The organism is Pseudoalteromonas sp. G5_S1_54_S4, from assembly GCF_054968565.1.
This window is the reverse complement of sequence record NZ_JBQKUL010000032.1, coordinates 26,364-50,462: the sequence shown is the minus strand read 5'-3', so window position 1 is coordinate 50,462 and position 24,099 is coordinate 26,364. Positions and strand designations below refer to the sequence as shown.

The 24,099-nt window shown below is 41.6% G+C and carries 19 protein-coding genes; 6 read left to right on the top strand and 13 right to left on the bottom strand.

Translation table 11 applies throughout. From position 1 onward, the window contains the following. Window positions 1-10: 10 nt before the first annotated feature. The 4 genes from ACTRWE_RS12850 to pxpB all read right to left on the bottom strand — a co-directional run bounded on the left by ACTRWE_RS12850 (window position 11) and on the right by pxpB (window position 5,937). Entirely contained in the window at window positions 11-1,591 is a 1,581-nt protein-coding gene (locus tag ACTRWE_RS12850) for a BCCT family transporter (protein ID WP_138562068.1), read from the bottom strand. Window positions 1,592-2,390: 799 nt separating this feature from the next. Then, window positions 2,391-4,055, bottom strand: a complete 1,665-nt coding sequence (gene asnB, locus ACTRWE_RS12845) for an asparagine synthase B (protein ID WP_262976334.1) — start codon at window positions 4,053-4,055, stop codon at window positions 2,391-2,393. Window positions 4,056-4,342: 287 nt separating this feature from the next. Beyond that, complete coding sequence (locus ACTRWE_RS12840) at window positions 4,343-5,284, bottom strand: 5-oxoprolinase subunit C family protein (RefSeq protein ID WP_262976333.1); 942 nt, start codon at window positions 5,282-5,284, stop codon at window positions 4,343-4,345. Next, window positions 5,281-5,937, bottom strand: a complete 657-nt coding sequence (gene pxpB / locus ACTRWE_RS12835) for a 5-oxoprolinase subunit PxpB (RefSeq protein ID WP_262976332.1) — start codon at window positions 5,935-5,937, stop codon at window positions 5,281-5,283. Before pxpB ends, ACTRWE_RS12840 begins: the two co-directional genes overlap by 4 nt. A gap of 442 nt (window positions 5,938-6,379) precedes the next feature. Between pxpB and msrA the strand changes: the two genes are divergently transcribed. After that, window positions 6,380-7,687, top strand: a complete 1,308-nt coding sequence (gene msrA / locus ACTRWE_RS12830) for a peptide-methionine (S)-S-oxide reductase MsrA (protein ID WP_262976331.1) — start codon at window positions 6,380-6,382, stop codon at window positions 7,685-7,687. Window positions 7,688-8,335: 648 nt separating this feature from the next. Here the strand turns inward: msrA and ACTRWE_RS12825 are convergent. From ACTRWE_RS12825 to ACTRWE_RS12785, 9 genes are all read right to left on the bottom strand, one after another. Next, on the bottom strand, window positions 8,336-9,214 hold the full coding sequence (locus ACTRWE_RS12825; protein WP_008114707.1) for a LysR family transcriptional regulator: 879 nt from the start codon (window positions 9,212-9,214) through the stop codon (window positions 8,336-8,338). A 247-nt stretch (window positions 9,215-9,461) separates the two neighbouring features. Beyond that, window positions 9,462-10,118 (bottom strand): 3-oxoacid CoA-transferase subunit B, encoded by a 657-nt coding sequence (locus ACTRWE_RS12820; RefSeq protein ID WP_013464895.1) that lies wholly within the window; start codon window positions 10,116-10,118, stop codon window positions 9,462-9,464. Between the two features lie 15 nt (window positions 10,119-10,133). Beyond that, window positions 10,134-10,832: a CoA transferase subunit A gene (locus tag ACTRWE_RS12815; protein WP_008114703.1), complete on the bottom strand. Its 699-nt coding sequence runs from the start codon at window positions 10,830-10,832 to the stop codon at window positions 10,134-10,136. A gap of 28 nt (window positions 10,833-10,860) precedes the next feature. After that, window positions 10,861-11,760 (bottom strand): hydroxymethylglutaryl-CoA lyase, encoded by a 900-nt coding sequence (locus ACTRWE_RS12810; RefSeq protein WP_262976329.1) that lies wholly within the window; start codon window positions 11,758-11,760, stop codon window positions 10,861-10,863. 1 nt (window position 11,761) lies between these two features. Further along, window positions 11,762-13,744 carry an acetyl/propionyl/methylcrotonyl-CoA carboxylase subunit alpha gene (locus ACTRWE_RS12805; protein ID WP_262976328.1) on the bottom strand — a complete coding sequence of 661 codons (1,983 nt, stop codon included), beginning with the start codon at window positions 13,742-13,744 and terminating at the stop codon, window positions 11,762-11,764. Between the two features lie 8 nt (window positions 13,745-13,752). Continuing rightward, window positions 13,753-14,523, bottom strand: a complete 771-nt coding sequence (locus ACTRWE_RS12800) for an enoyl-CoA hydratase/isomerase family protein (protein ID WP_010389950.1) — start codon at window positions 14,521-14,523, stop codon at window positions 13,753-13,755. Between the two features lie 12 nt (window positions 14,524-14,535). Further along, on the bottom strand, window positions 14,536-16,143 hold the full coding sequence (locus ACTRWE_RS12795) for a carboxyl transferase domain-containing protein (RefSeq protein WP_010389951.1): 1,608 nt from the start codon (window positions 16,141-16,143) through the stop codon (window positions 14,536-14,538). Between the two features lie 9 nt (window positions 16,144-16,152). After that, on the bottom strand, window positions 16,153-17,328 hold the full coding sequence (locus ACTRWE_RS12790) for an isovaleryl-CoA dehydrogenase (protein WP_008114693.1): 1,176 nt from the start codon (window positions 17,326-17,328) through the stop codon (window positions 16,153-16,155). Window positions 17,329-17,363: 35 nt separating this feature from the next. Then, entirely contained in the window at window positions 17,364-17,798 is a 435-nt protein-coding gene (locus tag ACTRWE_RS12785; protein ID WP_008114692.1) for a MerR family transcriptional regulator, read from the bottom strand. A gap of 329 nt (window positions 17,799-18,127) precedes the next feature. On the opposite strand from ACTRWE_RS12785, the gene ACTRWE_RS12780 reads away from it, so the two are divergent. The 5 genes from ACTRWE_RS12780 to ACTRWE_RS12760 all read left to right on the top strand — a co-directional run bounded on the left by ACTRWE_RS12780 (window position 18,128) and on the right by ACTRWE_RS12760 (window position 24,096). After that, the gene (locus ACTRWE_RS12780; RefSeq protein ID WP_462880125.1) at window positions 18,128-19,309 is read left to right on the top strand and encodes a thiolase family protein; all 1,182 of its coding nucleotides are present in this window, start codon (window positions 18,128-18,130) and stop codon (window positions 19,307-19,309) included. Between the two features lie 72 nt (window positions 19,310-19,381). Continuing rightward, a complete protein-coding gene (locus ACTRWE_RS12775; protein WP_462880124.1) occupies window positions 19,382-20,872 on the top strand; it encodes a CoA-acylating methylmalonate-semialdehyde dehydrogenase in 1,491 nt (496 codons plus the stop codon). Window positions 20,873-20,991: 119 nt separating this feature from the next. After that, entirely contained in the window at window positions 20,992-22,149 is a 1,158-nt protein-coding gene (locus tag ACTRWE_RS12770) for an acyl-CoA dehydrogenase family protein (RefSeq protein ID WP_008114688.1), read from the top strand. Between the two features lie 10 nt (window positions 22,150-22,159). Further along, on the top strand, window positions 22,160-22,939 hold the full coding sequence (locus ACTRWE_RS12765) for an enoyl-CoA hydratase (protein WP_076919543.1): 780 nt from the start codon (window positions 22,160-22,162) through the stop codon (window positions 22,937-22,939). Continuing rightward, on the top strand, window positions 22,939-24,096 hold the full coding sequence (locus tag ACTRWE_RS12760; protein ID WP_462880123.1) for an enoyl-CoA hydratase/isomerase family protein: 1,158 nt from the start codon (window positions 22,939-22,941) through the stop codon (window positions 24,094-24,096). Before ACTRWE_RS12765 ends, ACTRWE_RS12760 begins: the two co-directional genes overlap by 1 nt. The last annotated feature ends 3 nt before the right edge of the window (window positions 24,097-24,099 follow it).

Here is a 24,099-nt window from a genome sequence, read left to right as displayed (position 1 = left end):
ATGGAATGTGTTATTTAACTGGGCGAGGCTCAGTTCGTAAACCTAAAATTAAGCTTACACACATCAATAACAATACAATGGTAAATGGCAGACCGGTTGATATAGCCCCCGCTTGCAGTGCTTCAATCGCTTGAGTGCCACCAATCCAAAGTAATGCAGCAGCGATAGCACCCTCAACAGACGCCCAAAAAATACGCTGTGGTACCGGCGCATCAATCTTACCACCTGCTGTGATTGAATCGATTACAAGTGACCCTGAATCAGAAGAAGTAATAAAGAATACCAGCACTAAAACAATAGCAATGAAAGATAAAACGTTCGCCATTGGCATTTCATCAAGCATTTGGAACATCGCCATAGGCACACTTGTTAAACCGTCAGTTCCTAGGGCACCAATTCCATTAACTACTTGGTCAATTGCGATGCCGCCATAAATAGACATCCATAAGATAGTGACTGTTGTAGGAATAAGTAGTACAGCGGTTAAAAACTCACGAATTGTACGACCACGTGAAACACGGGCAATAAACATACCTACAAACGGTGACCACGAAATCCACCAAGCCCAATAAAATACTGTCCATCCATGCATCCATGTTTCATCTTCACGACCATGTGGGTTACTTAACGGAATAATGTTTTCTACATAGCCCATTACTGTGTTTGGTATATTACCCATAGATACAGCAAAACCAACTAAACATACAAATACCAGTAGCACTAAAGCAATAAGCATATTGACGTTACTTAGTAGCTTAACGCCACCATCAATGCCTCGAATAACTGAGACAATGGCTAATAACGTCACCCCTGTAATAACCAGAATTTGTGAACCTACGCCACCTTCAAGGCCAAATACGTGGTTAATACCCGCTGAAGCTTGTTGAGCACCTAATCCTAAAGATGTTGCCAAACCAAATAAGGTCGCAAGCACAGCTAAAATATCGATTATATGCCCCGGCCAGCCCCATGCTTTATCACCTAAAATAGGGTAAAAAATTGAGCGTATAGAAAGCGGTAAGCCTTTATTGTATGTGAAAAACGCTAAAGAAAGCGCGACAACCGCATAAATGGCCCAAGGATGAAGACCCCAGTGGTACATAGTTGCGCCCATTGCAAGCTTTGCTGCTTCTGGGGTGTTGGCAGCCACATTAAGCGGTGTTTCATACCAGCCGGTGTAATAAGCCACCGGTTCAGCAACTCCCCAAAACATTAAGCCAATACCCATACCTGCTGCAAATAACATTGCCAGCCAAGAAATACGAGAGTGAGATGGTTTAGCATCGTCGCCGCCTAAACGGATATTGCCGTAAGGCGAAAAAATTAAAACTAAACAAAAAATAACAAAGAAGTTAGCAGCCCACATAAACAGGCCGTCAAAATTATTAATAATATCGGTTTTAATACCATCTAGCGTCGTTTTAGCAACTTCGGCATCAGATACTAATACGGCAATTAAAAACAGCGCTATTAACCCTGCACTTATTCCGAATACAGGGTTATGTATATCAAACCCCCATTTTTGCACGTTGTCTTGACCTACGGTGTAGTCCGTATTGTCAATACTGTACTTGTCATGATTCTCGCTCATGCAATACCTCATTGGTTAATGAAACAGGCTGGCTTAATGCCAGTTTTTTATAGTTCACTGTATTCGTCTTATTAGATTATTTGCCAAAGCTAACAACACGAATAATTAGAAGACTAACTAATTTAATTGCCCATCATACCTTTACTGCTAGGGGAGTTAAATATTAAATACGAAAGAATTAACACTTTGCTAAAATTTTGAGCTGACTTTGTCTTTTTATTGTACATGTCTGGTCGCTAAGAAAATGAAAACTAACGCGTTAGCACTTTATTTTATAGTCGTAAATAGCAATGAATGCAAAAGCTAAGTTAATGAATATTCATATTAATAGGGCGTATAAACAGATAAATCACTTAATTGGATACGCTAAAAGCGTACTCTGATTTTTAAAACTAAGAGTAATTTGTTAAATGGGCTTTTTTATGACTTTTTAATTACATTTTTATAGCTTTGGATTTTTAGCCAAGGGGAGGTTAATAGAATCAGCAATGAAAATAGCGATGTTAAAGTAGTTTTTATAAAAAGGTGGCATACTTATTTTGCAGTTTAAACTAATTTGCTTTCTCATTTATTTTGAGTCTTAACAGCTTAACTCACGAAGAGGGTAAAGAGACGCTGCGCTTTTAGAGAAGTAACAAAGCCACATAATTAAACAAAAATGATGAGGCAGAATGGCTTTTACTTTCTCATTTTCTTCTCATTCACTTCTCTCAGTGCAATAAGCATTTTAAGAAAATTACGCACAAAGACACCAAAAAAAGCTGCAGCTTTAACACTGCAGCTTAGGATGGTTAAATTTTCATTTGTACGCTTCGTTATGAACGCCCGCGGCGCGCCCTGATGGGTCGGCATTATTTTGAAATGATGCATCCCATGCGAGTGCTTCTGGGGTTGAACACGCAACTGACTTACCATGCGGTACACACTTAGCCGAGGCATCGCCAGGAAAGTGCGACTCAAAAATACTGCGGTAAAAATACGCTTCTTTTGAATCTGGGGTGTTAATTGGGTATTTAAATTTGGCATTCGCCAATTCTTGATCCGTTACTTGCTCATTAACAAATTCTTTTAAGGTATCTATCCAGCTGTAGCCAACGCCATCGGAGAATTGCTCTTTTTGACGCCATAACACTTCATCTGGGAGGTAGCCGTCAAAGCCTGCACGTAAAATGTGTTTTTCAATTTTGCCGTCTTTACACATCTTAGCTTCAGGGTTAATGCGCATTGCCACATCAACAAACTCCTTATCTAAAAATGGTACGCGTGCTTCAACACCCCAAGCCGCCATTGATTTATTGGCACGTAAACAGTCAAACATATGGAGCTTTGAAACTTTACGGTTCAGCTCTTCATGAAATTCTTGTGCATTCGGTGCTTTATGAAAATATAAATAACCGCCAAATAATTCATCCGCACCTTCACCTGAGAGCACCATTTTTATACCCATGGCTTTAATTTGACGAGCCATTAAGTACATTGGGGTTGATGCACGAATGGTGGTTACATCGTAAGTTTCAATGTGGTAAATCACTTCTTTAAGTGCATCAATACCTTGTTGAATAGTAAAGATAATAGGGTGGTGAATAGTCCCTATCATATCAGCTACTTTTTGCGCTGCGGCTAAATCGGGGGAGCCTTCTAAACCCACCGAAAAGGAATGCAGTTTAGGCCACCAAGCATCACTTTCATCGTTATCTTCAATACGTTTTGCAGCAAAGCGCTGGGTAATAGCGGAAATAACCGATGAATCTAAGCCACCCGATAGCAATACTCCATAGGGTACGTCACACATAAGCTGGCGCTTAACCGCCGCTTCCAATGCATCTTTTACATCTTCTGCTTTGGCATCGTTGTTTTTAACAGCGTCGAAGCGTTGCCAATCACGTTGATAGTAAGGGGTTAATTTGCCGTCTTTGCTGTAAAGGTAATGCCCCGGCGGAAACTCTTCAATATGCTTACAAATAGGTGAGAGCGCTTTGAGCTCTGACGCTACATAAAAGTTACCGTGCTCATCGTGACCTGTATACAGTGGAATAATACCAATGTGATCGCGACCAATTAAGTACGCGTCTTGCTCTTCGTCATATAAACAAAAAGCAAAAATACCATTTAAGTCATCTAAAAATGCCGGCCCTTTTTGTTTATACAGGGCTAAAATCACTTCACAATCTGACTGGGTTTGAAAATCAAAGTCGACCTCTAAATTAGCGGCCAGCTCTTTGTGGTTATAAATTTCGCCATTAACCGCTAAAATATGGGTTTTTTCTGGGTTGTAAAGGGGTTGAGCACCGCTTGATACGCCAACAATGGCTAAGCGCTCATGCACTAAAATTGCTTTATCAGATGAATACACACCAGACCAATCTGGCCCACGATGACGTAACAGTTTAGACATTTCGATTGCCTGAGTGCGTAACTGGCTGGGATCCGATTTAATATCGAGTACACCAAAAATTGAACACATAATTTTTCCTCATTCCTATTAAGTGCCTACGATAGCGAGTTTGCTAAAGACTAACCTTGTTTTATCAGAAATAAATAACTAAGTCACACGGCTTTTTTAAATTAATAAGAATAATTTATGCACCAAACAAGTTACTGGCGCACCAACATGGTGAGGTCGATAGTGTGATAGCAACGAATTGTACAATTTTTAATTTAAAACAGGCAGGGATAAGCATTTAATGCTCATGAAAATATATATTTGCACCAAGTGGGTGCAAATATAATCGTTAAGAAAATAGCTTTAAGTTAATTAGCCCAATAGCGATTTAAACTCAATTTAAGCTGAGATAGATGCGCATCGAGTTTACTTTTTGCCGCGGTTGCTTGTTCAAGCGTTACAAACTCAAAAGTAATAGAATCGGCGGTTCTAAACTGAGCAAACTGATGTAAATCCGCTTCTATTACATGGCCTATCAATGGGTAGCCCCCCGTTGTTTGTGCATCATTTAACAGCACAATTGGGTTGCCATCGGGTGGGAGTTGCACGCTTCCCGGTGCTACCGCGAGTGAGTGCAGTGAGAGCGAGTGTTGCATTATTTGGCTATTATTATGATCTAAGCGTACTCCCATTCGATTACTATTCGGGTTAATAGTAAATGAGGTGGTACAGAAAGCGTTTATACACTCAGGTGTAAGTAGTTCATGATGTGGGCCTTGATGTAGCCGAATAACTTTTCGTTTAGGCGGTGTTAATGCACCTTTATTGTATAGCCAAGGCTGAGCATATGGGGTTATTTTTATAATATCGTCGCTTTGTAATGCTCGGCCATTAAAACCACCAATGGCTGCCCCTAAATCGGTAGATTTAGAACCCATAACCTCTGGGCATTCAATACCGCCTTTTACTGCAATATAAGCACGGGAGCCACCACGGCCAGTTGCAAATTTAAGTGTTTGCATTGCTTTTATTGGGTAACTCCAGCCTGGATAAAGTGGGTGTCCATCAAGGGTTGCTTTGAGGTCGGCTCCATGCAGAGCAATGACGGTATCGCACTCAAATTGCAATTCACATAACCCAACGGTGAGTTCAAGTACGGCATCGTTATCGTGATTATTTACTAAGCGATTGGCAATAATGTGCGCATAGGTGTCTAAGCTACCCGAGCGGCTAACCCCTAAATGACGAAAACCCACACGGCCTAAATCTTGGATTGTAAGCTGTATACCAGGTTTGATTACTTTAATCATTGTTTACTCCTTTTAACAGGCACAAATTCAAGGGTGTCACCGGGTTTAAATAAACAAGGGTTTGAGGCGGTTGCATCAAATAAACAGGCATCAGTATGAGCAATAATATGCCAGCCACCGGGTGAGTCTTCAGGGTAAATGCCTGTTTGGTCTGCCCCAATCGCAATCGCGCCTTTAGGAACACTGACTCGTGGGTTATCACGCCTTGGGGTAAACAGTTGAGAATTGAGCCCATGTAAATAAGGAAAACCGGGCACAAAACCTAAAAACAACACATGGTAAATTTCTTTACTGTGTAAATTAATTACCTGATCTATTGTTAGCTTGTGATAATTAGCCACATAGTTTAAATCCTCACCTTGGTAATAGGTGTCTATTTTATGATGCTGACTTTCAAAGGCGTAATCATCAACCTCATCCCATAGTTTGGTTAAGGTGTTTTGCCATTGATGTAAATTACTGGTTGATTTTAAATACAAGGTTAATGAGTTCATTCCGGGGACTAAATCTATAAACTCATTGGTGTTTTTACAATACTGTGACAGCGCCCAGAGTTTTTTTTGCGTCGCAAGTATGTGTTGTTCGCTGTAGTGAGAAACATCAAAAAGCAGACTAGAATTTGTTAATATTTTTATACTTGGCAAAGTGCTCATACAGATAACTTATTAATATTGTTTGTATTTAAGCTATCACAGTCGTTGTGCTATTACGATATTAATAGACAAACTCGGATCGATTAAATTCCCGTCTTCGTAAAGTTTTATTGCGTGTGAAATTTATTGTTGAGTTTAAAGGTCTGCTTTAGGGTCTGTTGACCTTTGCGGATTAAAATTGTTCAAACTAGGAGCGGTTTAATCGCGGCGCGAGGTTTGTAACCTAGTGGGCTAAGTCAAAACCGAGCAACAAAGAGTAAATCGTCCCTAGGCAGAACCCGAAGGGCAGCGCCTGTTTGGCATTGATGCTGCGTTATCGCCTATTTATGGGGAATACCACACCACATAGGCTCTGCCTTGCCTCAATACCAAACAGACTGCTGCAAATTTAACCTTGGAAGGTCAACAGACCCTAGAGTAACTAAAACCAAGAGGTCATCGTATGTTTAAGCGGGTAATACTATCGGCGTTTGCCATTGTGGGCTTACTAAGTGCAATGAGTGCTATATCGTCAGATGAAATAATCAAACCAACTGATTTAGATGCAACCATGCATATTGAAAAAATAGTGCTGGGTTCGGGCTGTTTTTGGGGCGCAGAAAAACGCTACGAAGCACTTAATGGTGTGTTAGACGCTGAATCGGGTTACGCCGATGGCCAAGGATTTAAACCAACCTATAGAAATATCACTAAGTTATCCCGTCGCTTTGATGAAGATAATTACGCCGAAGTGGTGCAGGTTACCTTTAATAGTAATATTATTTCGGCAAAAGAGCTGTTGCAAAATTACTACGAGAGCCACGATCCAACGCAAAAGAATCGTCAGGGTAATGATGTAGGCACGCAATATCGCTCTATTATTTTAACAACTACCGATCAGCAAGCGAGTATCGCAAAGGCGGTTACGAATGAGTATCAGCAATTATTAAGTAAAGCCGATTATGGAAAAATAGTGACGCAAATAAAGCCACTTGAGCGCTTTTATTCGGCTGAAGAGTATCATCAAAATTACCTTGAAAAAAATCCAAACGGCTATTGCCCTGATCATTCAACCGGGGTTGTATTTACTCAAAGTGATAAACAGCAGATAGATAATACGGCATTATCAAATGGCAAACAGATTGTCATTTTAGACTCTCAAAGTTATTGCCCTTACTGCGAAAAGTTTAAAGCGGCTGTTGCCAATGATTATAAAGGCACAATACCAATGACATTTCGCCATGCTGATCAGCTTAATGGCTTAACCATCAAATCGGCTACGTGGGCTACACCCACCATACTATTCTTAGAAGATGGAGTAGAAGTGTATTCTCGCCAAGGTTATATGGATGCCGAGCTGTTTTATAAAGCGTTAGGGGCATTTAAGCTTGGTGACAGTGAAGCTTATAAAGTGGCGTTTAATGCTAAAACCGACAGCCCATATTGTAAAGAGTACACTATTTTTAAAAACACCCCCGATGGCATTTTTATCGATAAACTCAGTGGTGAACCCTTGTTTGATACCCGCGACAGATTTAATTCGGGTACTGGCTGGTTGTCGTTTACACATCCTGTAAAAGACAGCGTAACGCAGCATGAAGATAACAGTTGGGGAATGCAACGTATTGAGCTTAAATCTAAAAGTACCGGGATTCATTTAGGGCATTTATTCCCGGGTGAAGGGCCAAATGGTCAAGATAGATATTGTATTAATGCCACTGTATTAGAATTTGTTGCTCGTGAGGAAATAAACAGATCAGATGATGTTTAAGCTAATTAGCAAATAAGCAAATTTTAAGCAAAAAAAAGCAGCGATACTTAAAAAAGGTCGCTGCATTTCAATTGACAACATCTTCACACACAATAAAGATTCGGGGGGTTGTATTAGTAATAACTAATGCTGAATTATTGTTGCTGATGTGAACGTAAATAAAAACAACTCAAGCTCAGTCACCACCGAACTTGAGTTGCTTTTTACACTGACAACATCTTCACACACAATAAAGATTCTTATATTTATTGGCGGGTGTAAGCGTAAAATAAAAACAACCCAAGCTAAGTCACCACCGAACTTGAGCTGTTTTTTACACTGACAACATCTTCACACACAATAAAGATTCTTTTTTACTAGCTTGTTGTTACAAACTAATTAAATTTGGTTTCAGTAACGCGTTTTATTATTTTTGGTCGTTGCTGATTTGTTGAGTTAACTTTAGAGCTTTTACTCAATTTCGACAAGCGATAAAAACAAAACTAATAAGTGAAAAAAACTAATCTATAAATTCAGTCAACAAGGAGTTATTCAAGTGGTTGATAATGCTGCTTATATTTTATTTTTTTAGATTTGCGTGAGACACAAAAAATATTTAAAAAAGGTCGTAAATAACAAAACGCCCATAAAAGGGCGTTTAATTAATAGTCACTTTGTTTGTCTGAAGGTGTTAATTACCCATTTTGCAAACAAATCGAGCGGGTGGTTTGCCGTACTAGAGCCGTGTTGTACCAAGTAGTATTTATCTTTGGTGGTAAGGGGTTGTTCAAACAGTTTATAGAGCCATTGCTCATCCAGCCAGCTTTGGCTAATTGGTAGAGGAATAAGTGCAATCCCCATTCCTTGCTGTGCAGCGCGTGCAACGCCAAACATACTGTCTATTTGAATAATTTGCGTTGGTGAAAAGTCATCAATCCCAACTTTTTCTGCCCACTGATGCCAAGCCCAAGGGCGTGCTTTATGAACAATAAGCGGCACTTGATTAAGCGCTTGGCAATGATCGTTTTGCCATTGTTCAAGCAGCTTTTTATTACACGCTGGAATATATTCTAAATTAAATAACTCAGTAGCCAGCCCATCAAGCGGTTTACTTGAAGATAAAATGATTGATAAATCACTTTGGCGAGTCAGCTCTTTGCGCGTTTTAAGGGTGTCCATGTGTAAATTAATATTAGGATGCTCACTCGTCCACTCACTCAGTTTTGGCATTAGCAATTCACTGGCAAAAAACTCGGGCAGGGTAATGGTTAAATTTACATTTTGTTGTAACTGACTAAATTCGGTAATGGTGCTTTCCAGCATATTTATAATGGGGTAAATCGCTTCAAAAAAGTTTTTTCCAGCTGGCGTTAAGCTTATGGAACGGGTTTGCCTTTGAAATAAATCAATGCCCAGCTGCTCTTCTAGCTGCTTTATTTGATGGCTGACCGCCGATGGCGTTAAATACAGCTCTTTGGCGGCATGTTTAAAACTTAAGCTTTTTGCGGCAAAACAAAAAGAGCGAAGGCCGCGAATAGGTGTTTGCATGGTATCCAATATAAAGTTATTTCAATCACCTTATTACAGGCAATTATTAAACCAAAAATAAAAGTTAACTATATCAGTTATTTAATTTTTTTATTAGGGCGAATTCACCTAAGTGGTGCGTTAAATTCTCACTATAGTGCAAAAACTAAAATAAAGGCAAAAAAAATCCCTCTTGCGAGGGATTTTGGGTAACTCAGCGCCATTGGCACTGGGAATGAGGTCGGTACAGGGTGAAATTGTGAGTAGTTTAAAACACCATCTCAGGAATATCACCGTCAACAAGCAATTTACCTGCCGTTTTACTAATAATTTCATCAACTGATACGCCTGGTGCGCGTTCTAGCAAATGAAATGCGCCGTCTTTAACTTCTAATACGGCTAAATCGGTTACTATTTTTTTAACACAGTTAACGCCCGTCAGCGGTAACGTACAGCTTTCTAATAATTTAGAATCGCCGTGTTTACTGGCATGGGTCATAGTAACAATAATATTTTTTGCACCAGCAACTAAATCCATTGCTCCGCCCATGCCTTTTATTAATTTTTTAGGGATCATCCATGAGGCTATAGACCCGTTTTGGTCTACCTCAAATGCGCCCAGAACCGTTAAGTCTACATGACCACCCCGTATCATGGCAAAACTATCTGCACTATTAAATATAGCTGCACCGGTAGCTGCCGTCACGGTTTCTTTACCCGCGTTGATCATATCGGCATCTACTGTGTCTTTGGTTGGGTATTCACCCATACCTAATAGGCCATTTTCGGACTGTAGCATAACTTCTATGCCATCGGGTACATAGTTTGCGACGAGTGTCGGAATACCTATGCCTAAATTAACATAGTACCCATCTTGTAGCTCTTGAGCGACGCGCATTGCGACTTGTTCACGTGATAATGCCATTTTAAGTGCTCCTGCTTAATCTCGTGTGGTAACACGTTCAATGCGTTTTTCAAAGTTGCCCTTGATCACGCGATTTACAAAAATGCCAGGGGTATGAATTTGACTTGGCTCTAGCTCACCGGGTTCAACAATCTCTTCCACTTCGGCAACGGTAATTTTACCTGCGGTTGCGGCCATTGGGTTAAAGTTCATTGCGGTATGGCGAAATACTAAATTACCGTAACGATCTGCTTTCCATGCTTTTACAATGGCAAATTCACCGGTAATTGACTCTTCTAAAATATAAGGGCGACCATTAAACTCTTTTACTTCTTTACCCTCAGCAACCGGTGTGCCGTAACCTGTGGCTGTGTAAAAAGCAGGTATTCCTGCACCACCAGCACGCATTTTTTCAGCAAGAGTACCTTGTGGCGTAAGTTCTACATCAATTTCGCCACTGAGTAGCTGCTGTTCAAATAAGGCATTTTCACCTACGTATGAGGCGACCACTTTTTTAATTTGCTTGTCGTGCAGTAACAGCCCTAAACCAAAGTCATCAACACCACAGTTATTAGAAACAACGGTTAATTCCTTAGTTTGCATTTTTTTAATTTGGGCAATTAGCCCCTCAGGGATACCACATAAGCCAAAACCACCGGCTATTATTGTATCGCCGTCTTTTAAACCTTCCATTGCAGCTTCATAACTAGAAACTACTTTATCAAAACCGGCCATGAGTCACTCCTCATTCTGTGCTATATAATTATTGTGCGTGTAATGCTGCAGAAACCTTGCTAGCAGGTTGTTTGTTCAGTGCACTCGTAATTTGCCAACCTGCCTCAGCAAGCCTTTGTAAATCAATTCCATGCTCAATGCCAAGCCCTTGCAGTAAGTATACAACATCTTCGGTGGCAACATTTCCTGACGCGCCTTTGGCATATGGGCAGCCACCAAGGCCGGCAACAGCACTGTCAACCGTTGCTATACCAAGGTTTAGCGCAGCGTAAATATTTGTGAGCGCTTGCCCGTATGTGTCATGAAAATGTACAGCAAGTTTAGATTTATCAATATGTTTAAGTAGCAATGTAAGTAGCTCTATTACTTTAGCGGGTGTGCCAATACCTATGGTGTCACCTAGGCTAATTTCATAACAGCCCATTTTTAAGAGTTTAGCAGCAACAGCCAGTACAGTATGAGGGTCAACATCTCCCTCATACGGGCAACCTAACACACAACTTACATAACCGCGTACGCGAATGTTATTCGCCTTTGCAAAAGCCATAACTTCACTAAAACGCGCTAAACTTTGCTCAATAGAGCAATTAATATTTTTTTGGCAAAATGCTTCGCTCGCTGCGGTAAATATTGCAAATTCTTTAATACCTACAGCATCTGCTGCCTCTGCCCCTTTTAAATTAGGGGTAAGGGCACTGAGATTAACCTCAGGTAAATTAAGTGCGCTTATTACTTCACTAGAGTCTGCCATTTGTGGCACCCATTTAGGTGAGACAAACGCACCAGCTTCTATGTCTTTTATGCCTGCAGCGGCGAGTGCGTTAATAAGCGTTATTTTATCAGCAGTTTCTACAGCGGCTTCATTTTGAAGTCCATCTCTGGCGCCCACTTCAACAATGCGCACTGCTTTAGGTAATAATGAACTCATATTAAGCGGGTTCCTCTGCAGTTGTGTCTTCAACTATGGCCAGTAAAGCGCCATGGCTTACCAGTTCACCCTCAGCAAAACAGTAACTTTTTAATACGCCATCATGTGGGGCATTAAGCGTGTATTCCATTTTCATTGCTTCAATTATAACCACTGCATCGCCTTTAGTAATAGTGCTTCCCACCTCTAACAAGTGTTTAACTACAGTACCATTAAGTGGCGCAGCAAGGGGTAATGCCTCATTTTCATGTGAGCTGATGAAATGTTTATCAACACATTCAAACTTAGTTTGCAGTGCTTGGTTCATTACAGTAATGGCATTATCAACGTGGCTAACATGCGCAGTGTGTTTAGCGCCATTAATCGATACGTTGCAGTAGCCATTAGTTAACTCACCTTGCACTTCAAAGGTGTTGTCATTAATGGTCATGCTATAGCCCTGCGCGGTTTTTATTGCGCTTAAGGGGGTATCGCTAAATGGAATGTTAATGTGTTGCGGCGCATTTAAACTAAACCCATGTAATTGTTGCCATGGATTTGCACTACTTGTATTACTACCAAGTGATGCTAAATACGCAAAACCTGCAATTAAGCGGCTAGTTTGTAATAAAGACGGGTCAATAGTAACTAACGCTTCACCTTGCTCTGCAATAAAGTGGGTGCTTGGAGCACCTTGTTTAAAGCGTGGATGAATCGCTAAATTATATAAAAAGCTGATATTAGTGCTAAATCCGGCTAAATGAAATTGTGTTAATGCTTGTTGTAAACGGGAAAGTGCTTGGGCGCGGTTATCATCATGAACAATAAGTTTGGCAATCATTGGATCGTAATACGGGCTTATTTCATCACCTTGGGCAATACCAGTATCAATACGTACATATTCACTGTTCGCGGGCGTATATAGTGCCTCAATAGTGCCAGAGCACGGAATAAAGTCATTACTTGGATCTTCAGCGTAAATACGTGCTTCAAAGCTGTGGCCTTGTAGCTGAATATCTGCTTGCGCTAAAGGTAACGCTAAACCACTGGCTACATTAATTTGCCAATTAACTAAATCAACGCCTGTGACCATTTCACTCACTGGGTGCTCTACTTGCAAGCGAGTATTCATTTCCATGAAAAAGAACTCATCACCACAGAGTAAAAATTCCACAGTGCCAGCGCCTCGGTAGTCAATTGCTAGGGCACATCTTACCGCGGCTTCGCCCATTTCTTTTCGCAATGAGTCTGATAAACCGGGGGCAGGCGCTTCTTCAATCACTTTTTGATGCCGACGCTGCAATGAACAATCACGATCACCTAAATACACACAGTTGCCATAGTTATCAGCAAATACTTGCACTTCAACATGGCGTGGTTGGTCAACATAACGCTCAAGCAAAACCAGATCATTACCAAAACCGGCAATAGCTTCACGTTTAGCACCTTCTAATGCGCTTATAAACTCACTGGCTTTTGAAACTATACGCATGCCCTTACCACCGCCACCAAAGGCCGCTTTGATAAGCACAGGGTAGCCAATTTTTTCAGCCTCAGCTTGTAAAAAGCTAGGGTCTTGTTTATCGCCATAATAACCTGGAACCAAAGGAACATTAGCGGCTGCCATAATTTCTTTTGCACGGGTTTTAGAGCCCATAGCTTCTATGCTACTTGCTGGTGGCCCAATAAAGGCAATGTTATTGGCTTCACAAACATTAGCAAATTCGCTGTTTTCAGATAAAAATCCATAACCAGGATGAATGCAATCGGCGCCACTCATTTTGGCAACGTTAAGTATTTTATCTGCAACTAGGTATGAGTCTTTACTCGGCGCTGCACCAATATGGTAGGCTTCATCAGCCATTTTTACATGTTGAGCGTTTTTATCTGCATCTGAATAAACCGCAACCGTGGTCAAGCCCATTTGCTTTGCTGTTCGCATAATACGACAAGCAATCTCTCCGCGATTAGCAATCAGAATTTTTTGTAAGTGTACTGTGTTCATAATGCGTCCTAGAGTTGCCATTGGGGAGGGCGTTTTTCAAAAAAGGCAGTTAGACCTTCTTGACCTTCGTCTGATACACGAATTTTGGCTATACGTTCTGCAGTGAGCGCAATTATTTCGTTATCGATTTCTTTGTTTGCAACATCATTAATAAGCGCTTTAGCTGCTTTAACTGCTACCGGGCCATTATCTATCAGCGTTTGTAGTAGGTTATCCAGTGCACAGTCTAAATTCCCTGTAATTTGGTGAACTAGCCCCAGCTGTTTGGCCGTATGCGCATCAAATACTTCAGCCGTTAAAAAGTAACGACGAGCAGCGCGCTCACCAATAGCTTTTATTACATAAGGGCTAATAACAGCAGGAATTAAGCCTAATTTAACTTCACTTAAACAAAATTGGGCGTCGTCTTTACTGAGCGCAATATCACAGCAAGCAATTAATCCCAATGCGCCACCAAATGCTGCGCCTTGTACCGCACAAATAGTAGGGTGTGGGCTTTGCGCTAAAACTTGCATTAGCTTAGCCAGCTGCATTGAATCGGCCAAATTATCGTTATAGTTGTTATCTGCCATCGATTTCATCCAGGCTAAATCGGCACCGGCTGAAAAGTGTTTACCCTCAGTTTTTAATACAAGTGCACGAATATCGAGCGTATTAGCATGTTCAATACATTGAATAAGCTCATGGATAACGTCGCTATTAAAGGCATTGCGTTTTTCTGGGCGACTTAAAACAAGTACAGCCACATTAGATTTTGTTATTTGTAGTGTTACTGACATTTTAAGCTCCCATTACATTCTAAATACGCCAAATTTTGATTCACGCTCAGGAGCATTTTTAGCTGCGCTAAGTGCAAGCCCAAGAACATTGCGTGTATCAGCAGGGTCAATAATGCCATCATCCCATAAACGGGCACTGGCATAATATGGGTGACCTTGCTGTTCATATTGATCGATGATTGGCTTTTTAAAATCGCTAATTTGTTGCTCGCTCATGCTTTCGCCTTTGCGGGCTAAACCATCTTGTTTTACTTGCGCCATTACACCAGCGGCTTGTTCGCCACCCATAACCGAAATACGGGCATTTGGCCACATCCACATCATGGTCGGTTCAAATGCGCGGCCACACATACCATAGTTACCTGCACCGTATGAGCCACCGATTAAAATAGTAAATTTGGGTACATCGGCACACGATACCGCCATCACCATTTTAGCGCCGTGTTTAGCAATGCCTTCAGACTCGTATTTTTTACCGACCATAAAGCCAGTGATGTTTTGTAAAAATACCAGTGGAATATTGCGCTGAGCACATAGTTGAATAAAGTGCGCGCCTTTTTGCGCTGACTCACTAAATAAAATACCGTTGTTGGCCACTATGCCTACGGGATGACCATAAATACTGGCAAAACCTGTTACCAGTGTTTCACCAAAGTAGCGTTTAAATTCATCAAACGATGAGTCATCGACAGTACGCGCAATGACTTCACGGACATCAAATGGCTTTTTAAGATCAGTACCGACAATGCCGTAAAGTTCGTTAATATCATAACGAGGGGCTTTTACTTCTTCGAGTAATGGTGAGGTAGGGCGCGAATAGTTAATTCGTTCAATACATTGGCGAGCAATCGACAAGGCATGAGCATCATTTTCTGCGTAATGATCGGCCACACCTGATGTTTTACAGTGTACATCGGCGCCACCAAGCTCTTCTGCAGTAACTACTTCACCGGTGGCAGCTTTTACCAGCGGCGGACCAGCTAAAAAGATAGTGCCTTGCTCTTTTACAATAATACTTTCATCGGCCATAGCAGGAACATACGCACCACCTGCAGTACATAACCCCATAACCACAGCAATTTGTGGAATGCCTTTACCCGACATACGCGCTTGATTATAAAAAATACGACCAAAATGCAGTTTGTCAGGGAATACGTCGTCTTGCTCAGGTAAGTTTGCGCCACCTGAGTCAACTAAATAAATACACGGTAAATGACAACGTTCGGCGATGTCTTGAGCGCGTAAATGCTTTTTAACAGTCAGCGGGAAATAGGTGCCGCCTTTTACTGTAGCATCATTAGCAATCACCATACATTCAACGCCTTTAACGCGACCAATACCTGCAACCACACCGGCACAAGGAATATCTTGTTCATAAACGCCAAAGGCAGCAAATTGCGATATTTCTAAAAATGGCGAGCCTTCATCTAGCAAAGTGGTAATACGGTCACGGACAAACAATTTACCACGGCCTTCATGGCGCTCTTTTAAAGCAGCGCCGCCGCCTAAACGTATTGTTGCTGCTTTACTGCGTAAATCATCCACTAGCGCCGACATGTTGTTGTGATTTTGCACAAAATTTGGATCATGCGGATTAACGCTCGATTTTAAAATCGTCATAACTAATCCTTAGCGGCTTTCAGTGAATAATTCGCGACCAATTAACATACGGCGTATTTCTGAGGTGCCTGCACCAATTTCATATAATTTCGCATCACGCAGCAAGCGACCTGTTGCGTATTCATTTATATAACCATTACCGCCTAAAATTTGAATTGCGTCTAATGCCATTTTAGTTGCAAGCTCAGCGGCATATAAAATTGCGCCAGCAGCGTCTTTACGGGTGGTTTCGCCGCGATCACATGCTTTTGCTACTGTGTACACATATGAGCGAGCTGCGTTCATTTGTGTATACATATCAGCAATTTTGCCTTGTATTAACTGAAATTGACCAATAGGGCTGTCAAATTGCTTACGCTCATGGATGTAAGGCACAACAATATCCATACACGCTTGCATTATGCCAAGTGGGCCAGCCGCTAAAACAACACGCTCATAATCAAGGCCACTCATAAGTACCTTAACGCCTTCGTTTAAGTTACCTAAAATATTTTCTTCGGGTACTTCACAGTTTTCAAATACCAATTCACAGGTATTTGAACCACGCATGCCGAGTTTGTCGAGCTTTTGTGCGGTTGAAAAACCAGGGAAAGTTTTTTCTACAATAAAGGCTGTAATTCCTTTAGCGCCGGCGTTTAAATCTGTTTTTGCATAAATAACCAGTGTATCTGCGTCAGGGCCATTAGTGATCCACATTTTATTACCGTTTAAAATGTACTTATCGCCTTTTTTCTCTGCTTTGAGTTTCATAGAAACAACATCAGAGCCCGCATTAGGCTCACTCATAGCCAGCGCACCAATGTGCTCGCCACTAATTAGTTTAGGTAAGTATTTTTCTTTTTGTGCTTGTGAACCATTACGGTTTATTTGATTAACACACAGGTTAGAATGCGCACCGTAACTTAAACCAATAGAGGCACTTGCACGGCTAATTTCTTCCATGGCAATAACGTGCTCTAAATAACCTAAGCCAGCACCACCAAATTCTTCATCCACGGTCATGCCAAGCACGCCCATTTCACCCATTTGCGGCCAAAGTTCATTGGGGAACGCATTATCAAGGTCAGTTTTTTCAGCTAGTGGGGCAATTTCTTGACTGGCAAAGCTGTTTACGTGACTGCGGATCATATCTGCAGTTTCGCCAAGGCCAAAGTTCATTTCTTTATATAGTGAAATAGTGCTCATGATTAATTCCTGTGTGTTGATGACGTTGTTATATTTTATTCATCTATTTTGCTAAGCGTGTCGCGACAGCGACGTTCAGCGGTGACCAGTTCCATAAGAACCACTTTAATGTCATCCATCTGTTGTGAAAGATCGGCTTTTTTCTCACTGATAAGGTCAAGCATAGTAACTAACTGTTTTGCACTTGATTTATCAGCATCATACAGTTCAAACAAACGACCTGTTTCCGCTAAGGTGAAACCTAAACGTTTACCGCGCAGTATTAGCTTAAGGCGTACCTTGTCGCGCTTTGAGTAAATACGTGTTTGACCATTGCGCTCTGGTGATATTAACCCTTGGTCTTCGTAAAAACGGATAGAGCGGGTGGTAATATCAAATTCTTTAGCCAATTCACTAATGCTAAAAGTTTGTTCGTTTTTAGCCGGCTCGTTGGCTGAATTTGCAAAGTTTGTTTGATTATCTGATTTCATTGTAATGTTTACCTCATTCGAATAACCCCAATATAAGTGAAGTTTACGTAAAGGTAAAGTACGATCTGGTTGTTATACTTTAGACGTATAAAATAAAAGCGGAAATACAGCAGAAGTTGAGTGTTTATAAACGTTATAAGCCAGTTAGACAGTATATAATAAATTTTTAGCAAGCTAACTTTACAGTTTTTACACTAATTAGAAAGTTGATTTTAGATTTACGTTGGCGTAAACGTAAATTTTATGTATGCTCGTATTTATCAGATTAGTTTAAACATTAAGCTAAACATAATAAAACATGTTTGCGTTAATTGAAAATGGAGCCTTTTATGTCTTTCGAAAGCGTTGTAATTGTAGCAGCAAAACGCACCCCAATGGGTGGATTTATGGGCGCACTAAGCGATGCGCAGTCTACCGAATTAGGTGCTACGGCAATTGCAGGTGCACTTGCTCAAACGGGTTTAAGCAATGATGCAATTGACGAAGTAATTATGGGCTGCGTATTACCAGCCGGTTTAGGCCAAGCACCTGCGCGTCAAGCAATGCTTAAAGCGGGGCTTGCACTAAGCACCGGCGCTACCACTATTAATAAAGTTTGTGGCTCGGGTTTGAAAGCAGCGATGTTAGCGAATGACCTTATTAAAGCAGGTTCTATTGAATCAGCAATCGCTGGTGGTATGGAAAGCATGACCAATGCACCTTATTTTATTCCTAAAGCCCGTGGCGGTATGCGAATGGGCCATGGCGAAATTAAAGATCACATGATGAGTGATGGTCTAGAAGACGCCTACGACAATAAAGCAATGGGTTGCTTTGCTCAAGACACAGCCGATGAATACGGTATTGGTCGTGAGCAAATGGATACGTTTGCACTGGGTTCATTAAGTAAAGCAAACGCAGCCATAGACAATGGGTGGTTTGATAACGAGATTGCCCCGCACACTATTAAAACGCGTAAGGGTGACATCACCGTTTCAATTGATGAGCAACCTGGCAACGCACGCCCTGAAAAAATTCCAAGCTTAAGAGCTGCATTTAAAAAAGACGGCACTATTACTGCCGCTAATTCATCGTCTATTTCAGATGGTGGTGCTGCGCTAATACTAATGAGCGAATCAAAAGCAAAAGCTGAGGGTTTAACACCACTTTGTAGAATTGTTGCTCATAGCACTCACTCTCAAAAACCAAGTGAATTTACCGTAGCCCCAGTGGGCGCAATGAACAGCGTTCTTGAAAAAGCTGGCTGGACAACCGCCGATGTTGATTTATGGGAAATTAATGAAGCGTTTGCCATGGTCACTATGCTGGCTATTAACGAATTAAAGCTCGATGAAAGCAAAGTAAACGTGAATGGTGGTGCGTGTGCACTAGGCCACCCAATTGGTGCTAGTGGCGCACGTATTTTAGTAACACTTATTCATGCGCTTAAAAACCGAGGCCTCAAAAAAGGCGTTGCGTCTTTGTGTATAGGTGGCGGTGAAGCCGTTGCTATGGCAGTCGAAGCACTTTAACTGATAACAAAGCCGCAGCAACTATAACAATCACAGCGCTGCGGCAATTAAATTGACTCAATAGGATTTATTATGCACCAAGTACCTTTACTAATTAACGGCGAGTTCATTCAGTCAACGTCAAATGAATTAATTGATGTTGTAAACCCAGCTAATCAAGAAGTGCTCGCGCAAGTGCCATGCGCTACAGACGCAGAGATGGATGCGGCGATTGCATCAGCAAGCGAAACATTTAAAACATGGAAAGATGTGCCTATTACAGAGCGTGCGCGCATTATGATGAAATACGCGGCGCTATTAAAAGAAAACCATGATGAACTAGCCACTATTATTTGTCATGAACTAGGCAAAACCTTTGAAGATGCAAAAGGTGATGTGTGGCGTGGTATTGAGGTAGTTGAACAAGCTGCTAATGCGCCGTCGTTAATGATGGGTGAAACCATGGAAAACGTAGCGCGTAAAATTGATACGTATTCTTACATGCAACCACTGGGTGTGTGTGCAGGTATTACGCCATTTAACTTTCCGGCAATGATCCCATTGTGGATGTTCCCACTGGCAATTGTGTGTGGTAACACCTTTATTTTAAAACCGTCTGAGCAAGATCCACTTACTCCTATGCGCTTAGCTGAGCTATTTATTGAAGCCGGTGCGCCAAAAGGCGTGTTACAAGTAGTACATGGTACAAAACCACAAGTTGACCGCTTATTAGAAGACAAAGCCGTTCGTGCTATTTCATTTGTGGGTTCATGTGGTGTAGGTGCCTATATTTACTCTAAAGGCACACAAAACTTAAAACGTGTTCAAGCGTGTGTTGGCGCTAAAAACCACATAGTAATTATGCCTGATGCGAGTAAATCGCATGTTGTTAATAACCTTGTGGGTGCCTCTGTAGGTGCAGCAGGTCAGCGCTGTATGGGTATTTCAGTGGCTGTATTTGTTGGTCAAGCAAAAGACTGGGTTGATGAAATTAAAGCAGGCTTTGAAGGTGTACGCCCAGGTGTTTGGGATGATGCAGACGCGGCTTATGGCCCACAAACATCACCTGCTGCAAAAGCACGTATTTTATCACTGATTGCTGATGGTAAAGCACAAGGCGCTACCTGTTTAATTGATGGCTCTGACTTTAGCGTTGATGGTTACGAGCAAGGTAACTGGGTAGGTCCTACGTTATTTACTGATGTAACCAAAGATATGAACTTGTACAAAGAAGAGATTTTTGGCCCAGTATTGGCGTGTATGTTTGTTGATACCCTTGAAGAAGCTATTGCGCTCATTAACGAGAGCCCTTACGGCAACGGTACTTCATTATTCACCTCAAGTGGTGCGGCTGCGCGTAAATTCCAACACGAAATTGAAGTAGGCCAAGTGGGTATTAATGTGCCAATTCCTGTGCCTTTACCATTTTTCTCGTTCACGGGTTGGAAAGGCTCATTCTACGGCGATACTCACACGTATGGTAAACAAGGTATTCGTTTTTACACAGAAACCAAAACCATTACTTCTCGCTGGTTTGAAGATGATATCGCTTCAGGTCCAAATATGAGTATTAATCTTAAGTAACATTTTAACCGCATAATTAATAAAAAAGAGGGGCACAACACATAATGTTGTCGCTCCTCACTAATAACTCCCGTTATGGGATGCACCGACAACAAACAAAACACAACAAGAGGTCTACCATGGACTTTAACTTATCTGAAGATCAACAAGCTTTTGCGCAAACGGCGCGCCAATTCGCAGAATCTGAACTAGCACCACATGCAGCTAAGTGGGATCGCGAACATATTTTCCCAAAAGACACAATTAAAGCCGCTGGTGAGCTTGGTTTTTGTGGCTTATACACGCCAGAAGAAGCCGGTGGCTTAGGTTTATCTCGTTTAGATTCAAGCATTATTTTTGAGCAACTTGCATTGGGTTGTACAGCAACTACAGCTATGCTGACCATTCATAATATGGCAACCTGGATGATCGCAAGCTTTGGCACCGATGCGGTAAAAGACAAATACGTTGAGCAATTGGTAATGGGTGAATTACTGGCATCGTACTGTTTAACTGAGCCTGGCTCTGGCTCTGATGCTGCGTCATTAAAAACTAAAGCAGTTCGTGATGGCGATGAGTATGTTATTAACGGCTCAAAAATGTTTATTTCTGGCGCCGGTGAAACAGAAATTTTAGTGGTAATGGCACGTACAGGGGCTGATGGCCCAAGTGGCATTTCAGCGTTTGTTGTACCTGCAGATGCCAAAGGTATTGAGTACGGCAAAGCAGAAGAAAAAATGGGTTGGAATGCACAACCAACACGGTTAATCAGTTTTGAAGATGTACGAATTCCAGCAGCAAACTTATTAGGCGCTGAGGGCGAAGGCTTTAAGTTTGCCATGCAAGGCTTAGATGGCGGCCGTATTAATATTGCAACTTGCTCTATTGGTACTGCACAAGCGGCACTTAATACTGCACGTGAGTATTTAAAAGAGCGTACCCAATTTGGTAAGCCATTGGCAGCATTTCAAGCGCTACAATTTAAAATTGCCGATATGAATACCGAGCTTGTTGCAGCACGCCAAATGGTTCGACTCGCTGCGTTTAAACTTGATACTAACGACAGTGAAAAAACCACTTACTGTGCTATGGCTAAACGTTTTGCAACCGATGTCGGTTTTACTGTGTGTAACGATGCGCTGCAAATTCATGGGGGCTACGGTTACATTAAAGAGTACCCACTTGAACGCCATGTACGTGACGTACGTGTTCATCAAATTCTAGAAGGTACTAACGAAATTATGCGCGTGATTATTGCACGTCGTATCTTAGCCGAATCAGCCAGCGAAGTTTTATAAGGAGATTAGTATGTCAAATCCTAGCATTGAATTAACTATTGAAGGTCATGTTGCTATTTTAACTATGTCGAATCCGCCAGCGAATACCTGGACGAAAGACACCTTAGTGGCGCTTAAAGACACAGTTAATCAGCTCAACACCAATAAAAATATTTATGCATTAGTACTGACTGGTGAAGGCGAGAAGTTTTTTAGCGCCGGTGCCGACCTAAATGTATTTGCCAGTGGCGACAAAGGTGTAGCTGCAGATATGTCATGTGTATTTGGTGAAGCGTTTGAAGCGCTAACTAATTTTAGAGGCGTGTCGGTTGCAGCCATTAATGGTTATGCAATGGGTGGCGGGCTTGAAGTAGCGCTTGCTTGTGATATTCGTATTGCAGAAGAGCAAGCACAAATGGCATTGCCTGAAGCAAAAGTGGGTTTATTACCCTGTGCTGGTGGAACGCAAAACTTAGCATGGCTAGTGGGTGAAGGCTGGGCAAAACGCATGATTTTATGCGGTGAGCGCTTAAAAGCCGATAAAGCGCTACAAATTGGCTTAGTGGAAGAAGTAGTTGCACAAGGTGAAAGCTTTGCAGCAGCACTAAAACTGGCAAACCAAGTGTCAGAGCAAAGCCCATCGTCGGTTGCTGCATGTAAAACATTGATTCAAAAAGGGCGTCATCAACCAATGGCGAATGCATTGCCACTGGAACGTGAACTGTTTGTTGGTTTATTTGATACCGAAGATCAGCAAGAGGGCGTGAACGCCTTTTTAGAAAAACGCAAAGCTAATTGGGTGAATGGCTAATGAGTGAATTAACCCGTTTAAATTCAGCTGATGCTGCCGTGGTATTTGAAACGGCAACCACAGACAATGGCCGACTCATTGGTTTTGCTACGCTTAACGCGCCTAAGTCATTAAACGCGTTAAATTTTGAGATGATCAGCTTACTCGAGCCGCAACTACAGCAATGGGACAAAGACGATAACATTGCATTAGTGGTTCTTAAAGGTGCTGGTGAAAAAGCATTTTGTGCCGGTGGCGATGTAGTGAGCTTACACAAATCAATGAGTGAGGGTAAACCGAGCTCACTAGTTGAAGAGTTTTTTACTCAAGAGTATCAGCTCGATTACCTAATTCATTGCTACAACAAACCCATTTTAGTCTGGGGTAACGGTATTGTAATGGGCGGCGGTTTAGGTTTAATGGCCGGTGCCAGTCATCGTGTTGTTACCGAAACATCACGCATTGCCATGCCAGAGCAAACTATTGGTCTTTACCCTGATGTAGGTGGCAGTTATTTTTTACATAAAATGCCCGCCCATGTTGGTTTGTTTTTAGGGCTGACCTCGGCATCTATAAATTGTGAAGACGCTAAGCTTGTATCGCTTGCCGATCACTTTGTAAATGCTGATAAATACCCAGAGCTTGTTGAAGCGTTACTCAATACTAAATGGGGTAAAACAGCAAGTTTAAACCACGACAAGCTAAGTACCTTGCTTATTGAGTTAGATAACAACTCTAGCCGTATGCCTAAAGGCAATTTAAAAGCTAACTTATCGCTAATTCAAAAGTTAGGCGACTTTGACACGTTACAGCAGCAGGTCGATTACATTTTAAATCTAACCACAGATGACAAATGGCTACAACGTGCACAAAAATCGTTGGCGCATGGTTGTCCATTAAGTTGTGCTTTAGTGAGTGAGCAGCTTAAACACAGCAAAGGCAAAAACTTAGCTGACTGTTTTAAAATGGAATTAGGTATGTCGGTTCGTGCTGGCGAAGTGGGCGAGTTTCAAGAAGGTGTACGAGCCTTACTAATCGATAAAGACGGTACGCCACAGTGGCAGTTTAAAACCTTAGCTAATGTGCCAAGCGAAGTAGTAGAGAGCTTTTTTGCAAATCGCTTTGGCGAGCAACATCCGCTAGAGCCGTACTTTTCACAACTAAATTTACAAGGGTAAAGC